This window comes from Halomonas nitroreducens, from assembly GCF_003966155.1.
GTDB classification, from domain to species: domain Bacteria; phylum Pseudomonadota; class Gammaproteobacteria; order Pseudomonadales; family Halomonadaceae; genus Halomonas; species Halomonas nitroreducens.
Map to the genome: position 1 here is coordinate 146,884 of NZ_RXNS01000007.1, position 14,350 is coordinate 161,233.

Here is a 14,350-nt window from a genome sequence, read left to right on the forward strand (position 1 = left end):
GTGACGGCTCGCCCCCGGTGGGCAGCGAGTGAGAGCGTGGAGTTCCCTGACGGCCGGTCTCGGTCTCGGTTTCGGTCTCGGTCTCGGTCCGGGGCCGGCTGCTCGGAGCGTTCAATGACGCAGTGTGAGCTGGGTGAAGTGGGGCCGGAGGCGGCGGGCCAGGGCCTCGAGGGCCGGCGCCGTGGGGGCGCCGGGGACCGGTCGGTGATAGTCGGGGTCCAGGCACTGGTCGTGCCGGGCCAGTTGCAAGGCATAGCGACGCACGCCCCGTTCGGCCAGCCGGATCGCCAGGCGTTCGACGTCGGCCAGCTCGAAATCCCGCCAGTGCACCGTGGTTCGACACTCGAAGGCGACGCCGCCCTCGAGCAGGACGTCGAGGCTGCGGGCCAGGCGCGGGGCCAGGCCCGGTCGCCCGATGATGGCGTCGACGCGCCCCGGCTCGCCCTTCACGTCCAGCCCCACCCAGTCCAGCTGGGGTAGCATCGCGTGGAGTCTGTCCGGGTAGGCGCCGGCGGTATGCAGCCCCACGGCGAAGCCCAGCTCGCGTGCCTGGCGAACCGCGGCGGCCAGGTCGTGGTGCATGGCGGGTTCACCGCCGCTGAATACCACTCCTTCCAGCAGACCGCGTCGCGCCTCGAGGAAGGCCCGCACCTCCGCCCACTCCCGTCGAGCGCCGCGTCGCGAGGCGAGCATCTGGGGGTTGTGGCAGTAGCCGCAGCGCAGCGGGCAACCCTGAAGGAAGACCACGCAGGCCAGGCGGTCGGGGAAGTCGAGCGTGGTCAGCCGGGTGAGGCCGGCAATCGGCAGGCGAGGCTCGGCGGAATCGGGCATGGGTGGCTCCGCGCCGGGGGCCTGGCCCCCGGCAGTCGGCGGGATCAACGGGACACGGCTTGCTCGGTGAAGTGGCTGCGCTCGCGATGCTCGCTGCGCTTGCCGCGATTGAACTGGCTGACCGGGCGGTGGTAGCCCATCACCCGGGTCCAGACCTCGCAGGGCTGGCGTTGCTCGGCGGGCAGGGTGTCGCGTGGGTTCTGGATCATGCTCATGCAGGACTCCTTTCATCGGCGGTATGGGCGGCCGCGTGCGGTGCGGCCTGGCGTGCCAGCAGGGCGTCATCGCACCTGGGGCAGAATTCATGCTCCCCGGCCAGGTAGCCGTGGACCGGGCAGATCGAGAAGGTCGGGGTGACGGTCAGGTAGGGGAGCCGGAAGCGTGACAGGGCCGTGTGGACCAGTCTCTTGCAGGCCTCTGCGCTGGAGAGCCTCTCGCGCATGTAGAGGTGCAGGACGGTGCCCCCCGTGTAGCGGGTCTGCAGCGGATCCTGGTGGATCAGTGCCTCGAAGGGGTCATCGGTGTGGCCCACCGGCAACTGGCTCGAGTTGGTGTAGTAGGGCGCCTCCGGTGGACCTGCCTGGAGGATGCCCGGGTAGCGCCGGGCGTCCTCCCGGGCGAAGCGGTGAGTGGTGCCCTCGGCAGGCGTGGCCTCGAGGTTGTAGAGGTGGCCGGTATCCTCCTGGAAGTCGCGCATCCGCTCGCGCACGTGATCGAGCACCGCCAGGGCCAGCTGCTGGCCTTCCGGGTCGGCGATGTCGTGGGTGTCCTCGCTGAAGTTGCGCACCATCTCGTTGAGGCCGTTCACGCCCAGGGTGGAGAAGTGATTGCGCAGCGTACCCAGGTAGCGGCGGCTGAAGGGGTAGAGGCCGGCGTCCATCCAGTGCTGGATGCACTGTCGCTTGATCTCCAGGCTGTCGCGGCCCAGGGCCAGCAGGCGGTCGAGCTCAGCGAACAGGCCGCCTCGGTCACCGGCGAAGCGGTGACCGAGGCGGGCGCAGTTGATCGTCACCACGCCCAGCGAGCCGGTCTGCTCGGCGCTGCCGAACAGGCCGTTGCCGCGCTTGAGCAGTTCGCTCAGGTCGAGCTGCAGCCGGCAGCACATGGAGCGCACCATGTGCGGCTCCAGGTCGGAGTTGAGGAAGTTCTGGAAATAGGGCAACCCGTACTTGGCGGTCAGGGCGAAGAGCCGCTCGGCGTTGTCGCTGTCCCAGTCGAAGTCGGCGGTGATGTTGTAGGTGGGGATCGGGAAGGTGAAGACCCGCCCCTGGCGATCGCCGGCCTCCATTACCTCCAGGTAGGCGCGGTTGAGCAGGTCCATCTCGGCCTGCAGCTCACCGTAGGTGAAGGGCTGCTCCTCGCCGCCGATGATCGGCACCTGGTCGCGCAGGTCCGCCGGGCAGACCCAGTCGAAGGTCAGGTTGGTGAAGGGCGTCTGACTGCCCCAGCGGGAAGGCACGTTGAGGTTGTAGATGAATTCCTGCACGGCCTGGCGGACCGCCGGGTAGTCCAGGCCGTCCTTGCGTACATAGGCGGCCAGGTAGGTATCGAAGGAACTGAAGGCCTGGGCGCCGGCCCACTCGTTCTGCAGGGTGCCGAGGAAGTTGACCATCTGCCCCAGGGCGCTTGAAAGGTGGCGTGGCGGCGTGCTTTCCGCCCGGTCGGGCACGCCGTTGAAGCCCTCGGCGAGCAGCGTGCGCAGCGACCAGCCGGCGCAGTAACCGCACAGCATGTCCAGGTCGTGGATGTGCAGGTCACCCTCGCGGTGCGCCGTGCCCACCGTGTCGGGATAGACCTCGTCGAGCCAGTAGTTGGCGATCAGCTTGCCGGCGGCATTGAGGATCAGGCCGCCCAGGGAGTAGCCCTGATTGGCGTTGGCGTGCACCCGCCAGTCGGCGCGCTCCAGGTATTCGTCGACCGTGGCGGCCACCTCGATGCCGCTCCGGCGAGTCTCGCGGGCTTGGCTCGTCATCGTTTTCCCTATATGTGGTATTTGGCGTCTATTCAAAATCAACATGTAGTGCGTAGGCTAGAAGAGGATCGGTCCGGGAGGAATGATCCAGGTCAGGGAAAACGAGAAGGGCACCCGGCCGTCGTCTTCACGGCCGCCCGGCGAGAGAGCGGCGCCTGCCGCCGGGGAAGGGATCAGTGACGCAGGGTGAGATGCGCGAAGTGCGGCCGCAGCCGGCGGGCCAGGGCCTCGAGGGCCGGCGTCGTGGGAGCGCCCGGGACCACCTCGCAATAGGTCGGGTCCTGGCAGCGCTCGGTGCGGGCGAGCTGGATGGCATAGCGGCGCACGCCGCAGTCGGCCAGTGTCATCGCCAGGCGCTCCACGTCGGCCAGCTCGAAATCCCGCCAGTGCACCGTGGTACGGCACTCGAAGGCGACCTCCCCGTCGAGCAGGGCCTCGAGGCTCCGAGCATGGCGGCGCCAGACCCCATCGCGGCCACCGATGCGGTCGAAGTCCGCGCCGCGGCCCTTGACGTCCAGGGCGACCCAGTCCAGCTGCGGCAGCAGCCGCGCCAGCCGCTCGGGGTAGGGGCCCGCCGTGTGCAGGCCCACCGCCAGCCCCAGGGTGCGGGCGTCCGCGATGGCCGCCGGCAGGTCGGCATGCAGGGTCGGCTCGCCGCCGCTGAACACCACCGCTTCCAGGCTGTCGAGACGGCTCTCCAGATAGTCCCGGACGGCGTCCCACTCGCCGGGCGCGCCGCGGCGAGGCGCCATCATCGTGCCGTTCTCGCAGTAGCCGCATTGCAGCGGGCAGCCCTGGAGGTAGACCACGGCGGCGCGGCGTCCCGGAAAGGCATCGGGGTCATGGGTGGTGAGTCCGGCCAGGGGCAGGTGCAGGGGCCGGGCCGGTTCGGCCTCGAGCTGCAGGGCGGGAATCGTCATGGGGCACTCTCCGGGTGATGGCTCATGCCGGGGTGGCCATGCCAGTAGCCGTCGCAGAGGCTGGCATCGACCAGGGTCAGCGGGTCGGGGGCCGTCAGCTCGCCGCGGCGGGCCGCCGCGAAGGCGCTCACGACCTCGGCCATGCCTTCGGGCCGGGGACTCAGCCGTGCCGTTGCCACCCCCATGGCCTGCATGGTCGGGAGTTCGTGGCGCAGGTCCTGGCAGGCCCCCGACAGGGTCTGGATGCCGTTGAGGGTGAATACCTCCCGGGCTTCCTGGGAACGCAGCGCCAGGCCCTCGGGGTACTTCTGACAGACGAACTGGCAGCGATCCTTGGGCCGTCGGTGGCGGCGGGCGGTGAAACAGCGCGACGACCAGGCCAGCGGCAGGTGCCCGTAGGCGAATACCTCGCAGGGCGCGGCGACGCCATGGGCGCGGCAGTCGTCGAGCAGGGTCGAGAGTGCCTCCCGGGACATCTCCACCGGGGCCTGCCAGCCCTGCATGCCGGCGCGCACGAGCACCGCGATGGCCTGCCGGTTGTAGAGGTTGAGGGCGGCGCCGCCGACGAAGGGCAGGCCTCGGTCGGTAAGGCACTGCAGGGCGCTCTGGTCGTTGGCCTCGATGACGAACTCGCCGTTGTCGCACAGCCGTCGCAGGTCGCGCAGGTCGGCCTCGGACTCGATCAGCGTCTGGGACGCCAGGGTTACCCGCTTGCCGCTCTGGGCGAGTTCCCGGCCGATCCCCAGCCAGTCATCGAGCTTCATGTCGCGGCGTCGGGAGCACACGGCCTCGCCCAGGGTGACGGCATCCACGGGCCAGTCGGCGGCCTCCCGATAGAAGGCCTCGTAGTGTTCGCGGGTCCAGTAGAAGAGCACCGGGCCGAGGCTCAGTTCCAGGGTCGTGGCGGTCATGGGGCCTCCTATTTCCAGCGCCGCTCGTAGGCGCCCAGGGTGGTAGTGGCGCCCTCGGAGAGCTCGCCGAGGCCGGCCAGCCAGGCCGGATCGGCATGGAAGCGCTCGGGGCTGCGGGCCAGGCGATCCAGGGCCTGGCGCCAGATGCCGGCCACCTTCGAGACATAGGCCGGGCTGCGCTGGCGGCCCTCGATCTTCACTGCGCTGATACCCAGCTCGGCGAGCTCCGGCAGCAGCTCCAGGGTATTGAGGCTGGTGGGTTCCTCGATGGCATGGTAGGTCTCGCCGCCGACCTCGAAGCGTCCCTTGCACAGGGTCGGGTAGCCGGCGCGCTCGTCCTCGCCATAGCGGTCGATCAGCACCCCGCCGAGCCGCGACTCCAGACCCGCGGAGGTCTCTTCCCAGCGCACGTGGGCGGCCGGGGAACAGACGCCGCGGGTGTTGGGCGACTCGCCGGTGAGGTAGGACGACAGGTAGCAGCGCCCCTCGGCCATGATGCACAGGCTGCCGAAGGCGAAGACCTCCAGCTCCACGGGGCTCTGCTTCGCCAGGTCGCGAACCTGGGTGATCGACAGTACCCGCGGCAGCACGGCGCGCTTGATGCCGAAGTGGTCGTGGTAGAAGCGCAGCGCCTCATGGCTGGTGGCCGAGCCCTGCACGGAGAGATGGCGGGGCAGGTCCGGGTGGCGGCGAGCGGCATACTCCAGCAGGCCCATGTCGGCCAGGATCAGCGCATCGACGCCGAGCTCGGCGGCCTGGTCGACGGCGCTGGCCCACTGGGCCCAGCCGTCGGGCTGCGGATAGGTATTGATGGCGCAGAACACCCGCCGGCCGCGGTCCCGGGCATAGTCGATGCCGTCCCGGGCACGCCGGTCGGAGAAGTTGAGGCCGGCGAACTGGCGGGCATTGGTGGCGTTCTGGAAGCCGAAGTAGACGGCGTCGGCCCCCTCGTCCACGGCGCGCTTCAGGGCGGGCAGGTTGCCGGCAGGGCAGACGAGCTCCATGGCGGTCTCCAGGTGGTGAATACCCGACTATGCTAGTCGCCTATGGCCTCTCGCCCTTTGACTCGGGTCAGGGCAGCGGCGGTGAGGCGGGCATTCGGCTGGTCGGGTTGCCAGGGTTTCATGAAGCCTCCTGGGAGGGCGGAGGGGCTTGGGAGGCCGCCAGGCACAAGGGGCAGGCATCGGCCATCTCGCCGTGTCCCAGCCGCAGCCCCTTGTGGCCCGTGGCGATCTGCCGGTACAGCCGCTGATAGTCGGCGTGCGCCTCGGGCGGCGTGTCCAGGCAGACGCCCGCTCCCGGGGGCGCAAGCTCAGGCTCGGAGAACATGGCCTCGATCAGCGGAAAGATGCGGCGATCTTCCGTGTGCAGGTGATGGTGATAGAGCTCGCTGAAGGCACGGGCCAGGTGGAGGGTGTTGGCGTCCAGTTCCTCGTCGGCGGCCTCGTCGGCCAGTCGCCGTGACGTGGCCTCGAGCTCGCGGCCATAGGTGGCGATGCGACGGTGTTCCTCGCTCAGCACCTCGAGCAGGTCGTGGCTTTCCGGGTGGCGCTCGACCAGGCGCGCATATAGACGGTCTTCCATGCCGTGGTGCCACTCCTCGGGCTGGCGGGTCAGGTAGTGGAAGAGGCACGCCAGGAGGCCATGGTCGGGGACCTCCCGGCAGGCGGCGATATGCAGCTGCCGGTCGAGGATGCACAGCAGGGCCGCATAGCGATGGTGATCGGCGTGCAGGCGTTCGAGCAGGATGGGCTTCATGATGACCTCCCTGGTGCCTGGCGGACGCTCCGCCAGGCGTCTTGGCTGGGCGGAATCCTAGGCGGCGCGTTCGAACAGCAGGTTGTTCTCGAGGTGGATGTGCTGCATCAGGTCGTCGCGGAATTCGCCAAGCCCGGCGTAGAGGGCGCGCCAGGTGGTGCAGGCCCCCTCGGGCGCAGTGATGTCGTCGGTGAGCGCCATCAGCCGGTCGAGGTGCTCGCCATGGTCGTCGTGCTCGTGGCGCATCACCGCGATGGGGCCCCGGGCCTGGGCGCCGAGTCCCCGGCGCAGCATCGGAAAGAGAATCTGCTCCTCCTTCTGCATGTGGCTCTCCATCTCCTGGTGGATCCCGGTGAGCAGGTCCGCCAATCCATTGGGGCAGGTGTCGCGCTGGCCGTGCACCTGCTCCACCCGGCGAGCCATGCGCACCAGCTCCGGGAGCTGGCGGCGGTGGACGTCGTGATACCGCTCGAGGATATGATCGATCAGGGCGTCATCGCTGGCGACCTGCCAGTCGTGCTGTGCCTGGCGACCGGCGGGCAGCGCTTCCAGCTCGGCGACGAGAGCCTGCGGCACCAGCCCCACGCGTTCGGCGGCCTCGCGCAGGCTGAGTCGCCCGCCGCAACAGAAGTCGATGCGGTGATCGTGGAAGACGCGGGTCGCGCCGGGCAGGGTCAGGGCGGTATGGCCGACGGTCTGGTCCAGAAGGTTCATGGCAAGGGCTCCATCGTTGGGAAGGGTTCCCAGTCATAGCAAGCGGTGTGCCAGGATGTTTTTTCCTTGAAAATCAATATACTGTGAATTCTTTGGTAAAAAGCACCCTGATGGGTTATGGTGAAAATCACCATGTCGAGGTGATTGTCACCATGCTGGATGTCGCGCTGGTGGCCGACCTGGTCACCGATCTGCCCAGTGCCGTTCGCCTGCAACGGCTGGCCCGCACCCTGCGGGAGCGCTTTCGTTGTGGGGCCGTCTGCCTGCTCCGCCTCCAGGAAGACGTGCTGGTGCCCGTGGCCGTGGACGGCCTGGTGCATGAGGCACTGGGGCGACGCTTCGAGGTGGCGCATCATCCGCGCCTGGCCGCCATCCTGGCCAGCCGTGCCTCCACGCTGTTCCCGCCCGACGCCGGGTTGCCCGACCCCTACGACGGCCTGATCGAACAGCAACCCGGGCAGCCGCTCCACGTCCATGACTGCATGGGCATCAGCCTGCACGTGGAAGGCGAGCCCTGGGGGGCCCTGACGCTGGACGCGCTGGAGGCCGGGACCTTCGGCGATGCCGACCGCGAGGCCCTGGAACGCGATGCCCTGCTGGTCGAGGCGGCGGTACGCGTGACCCGGCTGGAGCAGGAAGTGCGCGCCCTGCGCATGGCGCGTCAGGGAACGAATCCGCCCATCGAGGCGCCCGAGGCGAGCGAGATCCTCGGCCACAGCCCCGTGCTCCGCCGCCTCCTCCAGGAGCTGGATGTGGTGGCGGCGTCCGATCTGCCGGTACTGCTTACCGGGGAGACCGGCGTGGGCAAGGAACTCTTCGCGCGCCGTCTCCACCAGCGCTCGCCCCGACGAGACGCGTCGCTGGTGCAGGTCAACTGTGCGGCGCTGCCGGAGTCGCTGGCCGAGAGCGAGCTGTTTGGCCATGTGCGGGGCGCCTTCTCGGGCGCCACGGCGGATCGCGCCGGACGCTTCGAGGCCGCGGAGGGGGGCACGCTCTTCCTCGACGAGGTGGGCGAGCTGCCGCCACCCGTCCAGGCCAAGCTGCTGCGCGCCCTGCAGGAAGGCGAGGTGCAGCGTCTGGGCGAGGACAGGCCGCGCCGGCTCGATGTACGCATCATCGCCGCCACCAATCGACAGCTGGCGGATGCGGTGCGGGAAGGCCACTTCCGTGCCGACCTCTACCATCGGCTGTCGGTCTACCCGGTGGTCATCCCGCCGCTGCGCGAGCGGGGCGGCGACGTGCTGGTACTGGCGGGACATTTCCTGGAGATCAATCGCGCCCGCCTGGGGGTGCGCAGCCTTCGGCTCTCGCCGCGATCCGAGGAGGCCCTGCTGGGCTATGCCTGGCCGGGCAATGTGCGTGAGCTGGAGCACGTCATCAGCCGTGCGGCAATCAAGGCCCTGGGGCAGGGAGCGCATCGCGACGAGATCATCACCCTGGAGCCGGAGGGACTCGACCTGCCCGTCCACCTGGAGGTCGATGCCGCCCTCCCTGCCGCTCCCTCGGGCGAAACGCAAAGCCAGACGGTGACGCTGCGCGAGCAGGTGGAGCAGGCGCAGCGACGGGCGATCCGCGAGGCGCTGGCCGCTGGCGATGGACGCTGGGCGGCCGCCGCCCGGCACCTGGAGGTGGATCCCAGCAACCTGCACAAGCTGGCCCGTCGCCTGGGGCTCAAGTGACGAATGTCGCCATGAGCGCGGCGTCACGGCGATATCGCCCGGGTGCTGTTCCCGGTGGGGGCTGTCGCGCTACCCTGACCAGATTGATCCCCCAGACCGAGGAGTCGTCATGGCCATCCGTCACTTCACCGATCTGCTCGAGGAGGCGCGTCGCCAGCCCGAGCCGCAGCGTCTGCTGCTCGTGCTGACTCGCGCCGAACTCCCGGACCAGCCGAGCGAGGCGCAGCGCACCCGCTTCGAAGCGGGAGAGGGCGGTGTGTTGACACCGGTGCTGTGCGTCGACAAGACGCCCGATGAACTCAGCGACATGGCCACCCTCGTCGAGGAAGCCCGCGAGACGGACGCCGACTGGGATATCTTGTTCGTCGGGGCCCTGGATGATCCCGGCAGGGAGGTCGACGTGGAGCCACACCTGCAGCGCATGGTGGAGTCGCTGAAGATGGGCAGTATCGATCGCTTCCTGGCCTTCGACCGCCAGGGTGAGGTGGTGAGCTTCCAGTGAGGCCCGCGGCCCGGACGCAGGCGTCCGGGCCGATGAGTGACGTGCTCAGGCGGCGTCCAGGGGACGCGATGGCCCGAAGTGCTCGTAGTGGCGACGCTCGTCGGGAATGCCCAATTCGGCAAGGGCTCCGTCGACGGCGGTCATAAACCCCTGGGGACCGACGAAGTAGCAGCGCGGCTCGCCTTCGGGCAGGTAGTGAGCCAGCAGCTCGCAGTCGATCCGCCCGATATGCGCGGCGCCATCCCCCCGTTCGTGGACCGTCACCACCCGCAGCTGTCCGGCATGGCGAGCCTCGAGCTCCGCCACCTCGTCGGCGAAGGCATGGTGCTCGGCATCCAGGGCGGCATGCAGGTAGAGCACCCGTCGTCCCTGGGCCAGCGCCTGCCGGGCAAGCGGCAGCATGGGGGTCTGGCCGACGCCGCCGCTGGCCAGCAGCAGGGGCTCGTCGCCCTCCACCAGGGTCAGGTCGCCGGCCGGCGGCAGCAGCGCCAGGGTGTCGCCCACCGCCATCTCATCGTGCAGATGTCGGCTGGCAGTGCCTTCGGGCTCGCGCTTGACCGAGATCCGGTAGCTCTCGCCGTTGGGCGCCGCCGAGAGGCTGTAGTGGCGGTAGACCGGCGCGCCATCGATGTGCAGGCACACCCCGATGTACTGGCCCGGGCGAAAGTCGGCCACCGCCCCGCCATCCACTGGCGTGAGCAGGAAGGAGCGGATCACCGCGCTCTCCTGGCGCGTCGCGGCGATGCGGAATTCCCGCGGCCCCCGCCAGCCGCCAGGGCGATGCTCGAAGTCGTGATAGCGGTGAGCCTCGAGCTCGATCAGCAGCCCGGCCAGCTCCTCGTAGAGCGCGCCCCAGGCGTCCGCGATCTCCGGCGTCACCGCCTCGCCCAGCACCTCGCCGATGGCGGCCATCAGGCACTCGCCGACGATCGGGTACTGCTCGGGCCGGATATCCAGGGAGACGTGCTTGCTGACCACGGTGGCCAGGGTGTCGCGGGCCTTGCGCGGGTCCCGGCGCAGCTGGACATAGGCCAGCACCGCGCCGGCCAGTGCCCGGGGCTGGCCGGCGCTGGCCTGGTGGGCCTGGTTGAACAGCGGCTTGACCTCGGGGTAGCGCTCGAACATCAACGGGTAGAAGCACTGGGTGATGGCGTCGAGGTGGTCGGCGACGACCGGGGCGGTCGCCTCGATCAGGCGTTCCTGGTCGGGTGTCAGCATGGCTGGGCTCCGTGGTCTGGGGATGTCATTAAAGGTGTAAGTAAAATACTCCTTTAATGCCGCCACCGATACCTCCCCGGCTGGCGCAAAATGTCGCAGGGCGAGCGTCCCCGCTCGCCCGTCGACCGCCGTGGTGTCCTAGAGTCCGATGCGGTGGGCCCGATCGGTGAAGAAGATGCCGCTCGGCGATTCGCTGGCCAGCTCTGCCAGGACCTCGAAGGTCCGGGTGTCATAGACCCGGACCCGGTCGCTGTCCCGGGCCGAGATCCAGACGTGCTCGCCGCGGGGGGTGAACTCCATGTGCAGCACCGCCTCCCCGGGGGAGAGGGTGCTGACGACCTCCCGGGACTCGGTATCGATCACCTGCACCACGTCATTGTCGGGGTGGGCGAAGTTGACCCACACCTGGCGCTCGTCGGGCCGGCTCATGACGAAGACCGGCTGGCCCTGCACCGCAATGCGATCGACCAGGGTCCAGTCCGCCTCGTCGGCCACCAGCACCTCGTGGCGCCCCACTGCCGGCAGCCAGGCCGAGCCGTTGGCCAGGGCCCAGCCCTCGAGATGCGGCATCTTGTACACCGGCAGGCGTTCCTCGCCGCGGCCGTAGTCGGGCAGGATGCGCTGCACGCCCCGCTCGGGATGCCAGAGATCCAGCAGCGCCAGGCCGTCCTCGCCGAACAGCCCGGCAAGATAGTAGCGCCCCGTTGGGTCGATCAGGGCGTCGTAGGGCTGCTCGCCAATGGCCGTGAAGCGCCTCTCCGTCGGCGATTCGCCGCTCATGTCCAGCAGGCGGATCTCGCCGGCGTCGAAGAGGCTGTAGACGAAGCGGTTGCCCGGGGCATCCACCAGGCCCACCACCTTGGCACGCTGACGACTGCCGTCCTCGGCCCGGTAGGTCGCGGGAATCTCGGCGACGGGAGCGAGGGTCTCGCTGTCGAAGACCCTCACGCCGCCCGGAGCGTAGTTGGCCACTGCCACCAGTCGGCCATCCTGGGAGATGGCGCCGCCGATGCTGTTGCCGGCCTGCATCACGCGCGCCGTGACCTCGCCGGTCAGCAGGTCGACCCGGGACAGTCCCCCGTCGCGGCCGAACACGAAGGCATGGCGCCCATCGCGGCTGAATTTCACCGAGGCGTGCGACAGGTCGCCGAGCCCCTCGATGCGATCGAGAACCGCCTGCTCAGTGGTGTCCACCAGCAGCAGGCTGCCGGTGGCCCGCTCGACCACCACGCCCAGGTCACCGGTCCCGCGCAACGCCGCCCGCTCGGCGGGCGCCCCCGGCGACTGGCAGCCGGCGAGCAGGGCGAGAAGGCTGGCGAACAGCAAGGGGGGCAGGGCGTTCAGGGTCATGGTCACTCCGGTCTCAAGGCGTCTGGGGAGCAGCGTGCTGCAGGTGGTCGGCCAGCCAGCGGGCGTCTGCGTCGCTGAGCAGCGGCGCCCAGCCGGGCATGGCGGTGCCGGGGATGCCGTGCAGGATCAGCGCCGCCAGGGCCTCCCGGTCGTAGGCCCGCATCCGCGAGCGGGTCAAGGCCGGGCCCAGCCCGCCGCGCAGGGTCATGCCGTGACAGGAGCCGCAATCCTGATAGAGCAGGGTCTCGAGTTCCGCCTGGCGCGCCGGGGCGGGAGCTTCGGCCAGTGCCGGACCCCAGGCCAGGGCAATCAGCAGGGTCGGCAGCAGCCGTGGCAAGGGTGTGGGCATGGGCTGTCCTCGTGTCGGGTCCGGGCCGTGGTCCCCAGTGTTGCGCCCTGAGCGTCGGGTCGCCTTGACCGGTGTCAACCGGGCCGGTGACGCCGCACCGGAGGCACGCTTCCGGTCGCTGCGCAATCTCGCGTGGCGGCTCGCCATGGAGGCCTTTGATCCAGGTCAACCAGCGGTGTGAAACCGCCGACGACACGCTGAAGGTGCATGAAATATGCGCGTTATTGCACCACGCTTGGCTGCCAGGAGGGTCATCGATCACGCCGCCCATGCTCATGCGTTGCGATGACCCGCCGGTGACATGACAACAAGACCCCGGCCTGGCGAACGCGCATACGTGGATCATGACAGAGGTGGAGCGATGATGAAGCAACTCGGGTATCTCAAGCCCCTCGCCATGGCGGTGACCGCCGCGGCCCTGGGTATCGGCCTGGCTCATGCCCAGCCACACGAGGACATCGACGAGTCCCAGGCGGCCTATCAGGGCACCGAGTCGGCGGTGGAGGCGGAGTCCGCCCGCACCGTGCGGACGCCCGGTGCCCCGGACCTGAGCGAGGCCGAATTCGAGCAGGCCAAGCAGATCTACTTCCAGCGTTGCGCCGGATGCCATGGGGTGCTGCGCAACGGGGCCACCGGCAAGCCGCTGACCACCGATATCACCCAGGAGCGCGGGCTCGAGTACCTCAAGGCCTTCATCACCTACGGCTCCGCGGCCGGCATGCCCAACTGGGGGACCTCGGGGGAACTCAGCGAGGACGAGATCGAGCTGATGGCCAAGTACATCATGCATGAGCCGCCGGTGCCCCCCGAGTTCGGCCTGCCGGCCATGCAGGAGACCTGGGAGGTGATGGTGCCGCCCGAGGAGCGCCCCTCCGAACAGATGAATGACCTGGACCTGGCCAACCTGTTCTCGGTGACCCTGCGCGATGCCGGCCAGATCGCCCTGATCGACGGTGCCTCCAAGGAGATCGTCGAGGTGCTGGATACCGGCTATGCGGTGCACATCTCGCGGATGTCGGCGTCCGGTCGCTACCTGTTCGTGATCGGCCGCGACGCCAAGGTCGACATGATCGACCTGTGGATGGCGGAGCCCGCAATCGTCGCCTCCATCAAGGTCGGCCTGGAGGCCCGCTCGGTGGAGACCTCCAAGTTCGAGGGCTACGAGGACAAGTTTGCCGTGGCGGGTACCTACTGGCCGCCGCAGTACGTGATCATGGACGGCGAGACCCTGGAGCCGCTGAAGATCGTCAGCACCCGGGGCATGACCGTCGATACCCAGGAATACCATCCCGAGCCGCGGGTGGCGGCCATCGTGGCCTCCCACCAGCACCCCGAGTTCATCGTCAACGTCAAGGAGACCGGCAAGGTGCAGCTGGTCAACTACGAGGACCTGGATGCCCTGTCCACGGTGGAGATCGACACCTCCCGCTTCCTGCATGACGGTGGCTGGGACAGCACCGGCCGCTACTTCCTGACCGCGGCCAACGAGTCCAACCAGATCGTGGTCATCGATGCCCAGGAGCGCGAGCTGGAGGCCATCGTCGACGTCGGCAAGATCCCCCACCCGGGGCGCGGCGCCAACTTCGTCGACCCCGAGTTCGGGCCGGTCTGGGCCACCAGCCATCTCGGCGACAATACCATCCAGCTGATCGGCACCGACCCGGAAGGCCATCCCGACCAGGCCTGGCAGGTGGTGCGCACCCTGGAGGGCCAGGGTGGCGGTTCGCTGTTCATCAAGACCCATCCCGAGTCCGACAACCTCTACGTCGATACCCCGCTGAACCCCGGCGAGGCCATCAGCCAGAGCGTGGCGGTCTACGACATCAACGACCTGGAAGCCGGCTTCGAGGTGCTGCCCATCGCCGAGTGGGCGGATCTGGGCGAGGGGCCCAAGCGGGTCGTGCAGCCGGAGTACAACCACGCCGGCAACGAGGTGTGGTTCTCGGTATGGAACACCATGGACGAGACCTCGGCCCTGGTGGTGGTGAACGACGAGACCCGCGAGCTGGAAGCGGTGATCAAGGACGAGCGGCTGGTCACGCCGACCGGCAAGTTCAACGTCTACAACACCCAGCACGACGTCTATTGAGGCGTCCCGGCGGGCCGGTAGCACCGGCCCGCCCCAATTTCCATGGATGAGTGGTCG

Annotated in this window: 14 protein-coding genes; 3 read left to right on the forward strand and 11 right to left on the reverse strand. The window is 69.1% G+C overall.

Annotation, left to right across the window (positions count from 1 at the left end):
* Positions 1-111 precede the first annotated feature (111 nt).
* From EKG36_RS09150 to ytfE, 8 genes are all read right to left on the reverse strand, one after another.
* Positions 112-831 (reverse strand): anaerobic ribonucleoside-triphosphate reductase activating protein, encoded by a 720-nt coding sequence (locus tag EKG36_RS09150; RefSeq protein WP_126483295.1) that lies wholly within the window; start codon positions 829-831, stop codon positions 112-114.
* A 44-nt stretch (positions 832-875) separates the two neighbouring features.
* Positions 876-1,046 carry an anaerobic ribonucleoside-triphosphate reductase gene (gene nrdD / locus EKG36_RS20905; RefSeq protein ID WP_221766064.1) on the reverse strand — a complete coding sequence of 57 codons (171 nt, stop codon included), beginning with the start codon at positions 1,044-1,046 and terminating at the stop codon, positions 876-878.
* Positions 1,043-2,803 carry a ribonucleoside triphosphate reductase gene (locus tag EKG36_RS09160; RefSeq protein WP_126483297.1) on the reverse strand — a complete coding sequence of 587 codons (1,761 nt, stop codon included), beginning with the start codon at positions 2,801-2,803 and terminating at the stop codon, positions 1,043-1,045. The genes nrdD and EKG36_RS09160 overlap by 4 nt, the downstream gene beginning before the upstream one ends.
* 173 nt (positions 2,804-2,976) lie before the next feature.
* Positions 2,977-3,723: an anaerobic ribonucleoside-triphosphate reductase activating protein gene (locus tag EKG36_RS09165; RefSeq protein WP_126483299.1), complete on the reverse strand. Its 747-nt coding sequence runs from the start codon at positions 3,721-3,723 to the stop codon at positions 2,977-2,979.
* Complete coding sequence (locus EKG36_RS09170) at positions 3,720-4,634, reverse strand: U32 family peptidase (protein WP_126483301.1); 915 nt, start codon at positions 4,632-4,634, stop codon at positions 3,720-3,722. The genes EKG36_RS09165 and EKG36_RS09170 overlap by 4 nt, the downstream gene beginning before the upstream one ends.
* An 8-nt stretch (positions 4,635-4,642) precedes the next feature.
* A complete protein-coding gene (ubiU, locus tag EKG36_RS09175) occupies positions 4,643-5,638 on the reverse strand; it encodes a ubiquinone anaerobic biosynthesis protein UbiU (protein WP_126483303.1) in 996 nt (331 codons plus the stop codon).
* Positions 5,639-5,756: 118 nt separating this feature from the next.
* Positions 5,757-6,392 carry a hemerythrin domain-containing protein gene (locus tag EKG36_RS09180; RefSeq protein ID WP_126483305.1) on the reverse strand — a complete coding sequence of 212 codons (636 nt, stop codon included), beginning with the start codon at positions 6,390-6,392 and terminating at the stop codon, positions 5,757-5,759.
* 57 nt (positions 6,393-6,449) lie between these two features.
* Complete coding sequence (gene ytfE / locus EKG36_RS09185) at positions 6,450-7,106, reverse strand: iron-sulfur cluster repair protein YtfE (RefSeq protein ID WP_126483307.1); 657 nt, start codon at positions 7,104-7,106, stop codon at positions 6,450-6,452.
* A gap of 152 nt (positions 7,107-7,258) precedes the next feature.
* On the opposite strand from ytfE, the gene norR reads away from it, so the two are divergent.
* Both norR and EKG36_RS09195 read left to right on the forward strand, forming a co-directional pair.
* Positions 7,259-8,785: a nitric oxide reductase transcriptional regulator NorR gene (gene norR / locus EKG36_RS09190; RefSeq protein WP_126483309.1), complete on the forward strand. Its 1,527-nt coding sequence runs from the start codon at positions 7,259-7,261 to the stop codon at positions 8,783-8,785.
* Positions 8,786-8,894: 109 nt separating this feature from the next.
* The gene (locus EKG36_RS09195) at positions 8,895-9,287 is read left to right on the forward strand and encodes a ribonucleotide reductase subunit alpha (protein WP_126483311.1); all 393 of its coding nucleotides are present in this window, start codon (positions 8,895-8,897) and stop codon (positions 9,285-9,287) included.
* A gap of 45 nt (positions 9,288-9,332) precedes the next feature.
* On the opposite strand, the gene hmpA is transcribed toward EKG36_RS09195, so the two are convergent.
* From hmpA to EKG36_RS09210, 3 genes are all read right to left on the reverse strand, one after another.
* Entirely contained in the window at positions 9,333-10,505 is a 1,173-nt protein-coding gene (gene hmpA / locus EKG36_RS09200) for an NO-inducible flavohemoprotein (protein WP_126483313.1), read from the reverse strand.
* A 138-nt stretch (positions 10,506-10,643) separates the two neighbouring features.
* Positions 10,644-11,855 carry a cytochrome D1 domain-containing protein gene (locus EKG36_RS09205; RefSeq protein ID WP_126483315.1) on the reverse strand — a complete coding sequence of 404 codons (1,212 nt, stop codon included), beginning with the start codon at positions 11,853-11,855 and terminating at the stop codon, positions 10,644-10,646.
* A gap of 13 nt (positions 11,856-11,868) precedes the next feature.
* A complete protein-coding gene (locus EKG36_RS09210; protein ID WP_126483317.1) occupies positions 11,869-12,204 on the reverse strand; it encodes a c-type cytochrome in 336 nt (111 codons plus the stop codon).
* A 361-nt stretch (positions 12,205-12,565) separates the two neighbouring features.
* Here EKG36_RS09210 and EKG36_RS09215 point away from each other — a divergent pair, with 361 nt between their 5' ends.
* Positions 12,566-14,293, forward strand: a complete 1,728-nt coding sequence (locus EKG36_RS09215) for a nitrite reductase (RefSeq protein WP_126483319.1) — start codon at positions 12,566-12,568, stop codon at positions 14,291-14,293.
* Positions 14,294-14,350: the final 57 nt, after the last annotated feature.

What these genes read in the sequence shown, in the direction of transcription:
- EKG36_RS09195 (WP_126483311.1), top strand. Translation starts at nt 8,895, where the DNA reads ATGGCCATCCGTCACTTCACCGATCTGCTCGAGGAGGCGCGTCGCCAG.
- hmpA (WP_126483313.1), bottom strand. Translation starts at nt 10,505, where the DNA reads ATGCTGACACCCGACCAGGAACGCCTGATCGAGGCGACCGCCCCGGTC.
- EKG36_RS09210 (WP_126483317.1), bottom strand. Translation starts at nt 12,204, where the DNA reads ATGCCCACACCCTTGCCACGGCTGCTGCCGACCCTGCTGATTGCCCTG.
- nrdD (WP_221766064.1), bottom strand. Translation starts at nt 1,046, where the DNA reads ATGAGCATGATCCAGAACCCACGCGACACCCTGCCCGCCGAGCAACGC.
- EKG36_RS09170 (WP_126483301.1), bottom strand. Translation starts at nt 4,634, where the DNA reads ATGACCGCCACGACCCTGGAACTGAGCCTCGGCCCGGTGCTCTTCTAC.
- EKG36_RS09160 (WP_126483297.1), bottom strand. Translation starts at nt 2,803, where the DNA reads ATGACGAGCCAAGCCCGCGAGACTCGCCGGAGCGGCATCGAGGTGGCC.
- EKG36_RS09205 (WP_126483315.1), bottom strand. Translation starts at nt 11,855, where the DNA reads ATGACCCTGAACGCCCTGCCCCCCTTGCTGTTCGCCAGCCTTCTCGCC.
- EKG36_RS09165 (WP_126483299.1), bottom strand. Translation starts at nt 3,723, where the DNA reads ATGACGATTCCCGCCCTGCAGCTCGAGGCCGAACCGGCCCGGCCCCTG.
- EKG36_RS09180 (WP_126483305.1), bottom strand. Translation starts at nt 6,392, where the DNA reads ATGAAGCCCATCCTGCTCGAACGCCTGCACGCCGATCACCATCGCTAT.
- ubiU (WP_126483303.1), bottom strand. Translation starts at nt 5,638, where the DNA reads ATGGAGCTCGTCTGCCCTGCCGGCAACCTGCCCGCCCTGAAGCGCGCC.
- EKG36_RS09150 (WP_126483295.1), bottom strand. Translation starts at nt 831, where the DNA reads ATGCCCGATTCCGCCGAGCCTCGCCTGCCGATTGCCGGCCTCACCCGG.
- ytfE (WP_126483307.1), bottom strand. Translation starts at nt 7,106, where the DNA reads ATGAACCTTCTGGACCAGACCGTCGGCCATACCGCCCTGACCCTGCCC.
- norR (WP_126483309.1), top strand. Translation starts at nt 7,259, where the DNA reads ATGCTGGATGTCGCGCTGGTGGCCGACCTGGTCACCGATCTGCCCAGT.
- EKG36_RS09215 (WP_126483319.1), top strand. Translation starts at nt 12,566, where the DNA reads ATGATGAAGCAACTCGGGTATCTCAAGCCCCTCGCCATGGCGGTGACC.